This is a genomic window from Nitrospirota bacterium (genome assembly GCA_040754395.1).
Lineage (GTDB): Bacteria > Nitrospirota > Thermodesulfovibrionia > Thermodesulfovibrionales > SM23-35 > JBFMCL01.
Map to the genome: position 1 here is coordinate 1 of JBFMCL010000056.1, position 1,753 is coordinate 1,753.

A 1,753-nucleotide genomic window follows, 5' to 3' on the forward strand; every position below is an offset into this window, starting at 1 on the left:
AACTCCTCCAATGTCTTCAGGTACGGCAAACGGCTTTTGTGTATCTTTGCTTTTACCGAACTGTCTGTCTTTCTCTTTACCTCTTCTTCAAGAAGCAGCGCTAAATATTCTTCATATAAAATATTGCCGGCTGTCGCCCGATCCGATAACTCCCTGTAGACCGGGATCATACCCTTGAGTTTCAAAGCCCTCATATGTCCTTCTATCTGCCTGTTCAGTTCTGTGCTCATATGGCAGCCTCCACTTTGTAATCGGCAAGCGGCCTTCTTATATCGACAGATGCGACAACACAGGGCTGATTGAGAATATTAAAGGGCTGTTTCTGAGGTTCTTTGCACTGAAGAAGCCTTCTTACGCTGTTTTTGTGGTATGCGCCGATTTCTATGCACTCTGAAAGTGCTGACGACACCTCTGCAGTGCTGTAAACCGTCGTATATTTCATGATCTCCTCAATATGCCAGTACATGTTTGCAGTCACCGTCCTCTTAAGACCTTCAATATAGAAGCGCCCTGTCTGTTGAAAGGTTTCGATAAACTTTTTGACTGTCTCGGCACGGTACGTTTCCTTTTTCTGCATATATGAGCTGTTTATTTCCTCATGTTCTGGATGCGCAGGCCGTACCTTTTTGTCAAAAAGACGAATATTATGTTCTGCGATCAGTTCTCCGGCTAATTCATAAACCCTGAGCTTTTTGCCGAATTCGGCCTCAACCCTCACATCTTTTAGACAATGTAGCATTGCTATCGGATATAACGTCCCGTCCCATGATATATATCCGTCATTGCTGACTTTCCTTACGGGCTTGTCGTAAAGTATTGCCGGATCTACCACAGGAATTCTCCTAAGAAAGCCCTTCTCTTTTAGAAACCTCTCCTCCGGAGATTCCTTGAGATCGCTGTGAGGCCGTGTATTGTACTTTTCAGTAAACTCCGAAAGTAATCCGTCAAGCGAGGACAGGTCATTTACCTCAAGCCCACGCAACAGATGTTCCTGTAAATAATAAAATGGCCTCTCTACCTTGCCCTTTGTCCGAGCCCGATAGTTCCGGCAGGGATTAGGCTGTATGCCATACAACCCACAAAACCTTAAAAACTCTTCGTTGTAACATACTGCGCCGCTCTTTCTGTGGGTAATAACCATCTGTTTGGGATTGTCTATTACCACTTCCTCGGCTAACCCGCCGAAATACTCAATAGCCCCGGCTATCGCCCTTATTACATCTTGTGCGGTTATACTCAGCGAGCTGACATAATACTTCTTGCGGCTGTAGCTTAAAACTACTTCGTGAATATAGGTCTTCACTAACTTGCCATCTACCGGTAATTGCCACTCTTTCCAATCGTATTGCATCTGCTTGCCCGGTTGCGTCTCGACCCTTGTCGTTGCCTTTGCTTTGAATTCCTCTGTTTCTTTTATGTCGGCTATATATCGATGCACAGAGGATAGAGAGCCCGTATAGCCCATCTGAAGAAGTTCGTTGTATATCCTCGTCCCGATATAATGCTTTTCGAGCATCCCCTTTATCGTTTCTTCGTATTTATTGAGAAGCTTCTCATACTCACGGGCTTTGAAGCGAGGAGGCTCGGAACTACGCAGATACTTCCTGACCGTATTTTTCGACAGCTTCAGTTGTTTTATTATCTGCTTGATTGAAGCCCCTTGCGTCTTCAAGGCCTTCACCTGTTGCCACTTGTACATGCTTAACACCCCTTTTTCTTTCCTCCTTCCTTATTTCCAGAAAGGAGATTATAG

At 44.9% G+C, this 1,753-nt stretch carries 2 protein-coding genes; both read right to left on the reverse strand.

The window, feature by feature from the left end; genetic code table 11:
- A partial coding sequence (locus tag AB1552_14375; protein ID MEW6054944.1) for an ATP-binding protein occupies positions 1-230 on the reverse strand: 230 nt, incomplete at its 3' end.
- Complete coding sequence (gene istA, locus AB1552_14380; protein ID MEW6054945.1) at positions 227-1,699, reverse strand: IS21 family transposase; 1,473 nt, start codon at positions 1,697-1,699, stop codon at positions 227-229. The genes istA and AB1552_14375, both read right to left, overlap by 4 nt.
- Positions 1,700-1,753: the final 54 nt, after the last annotated feature.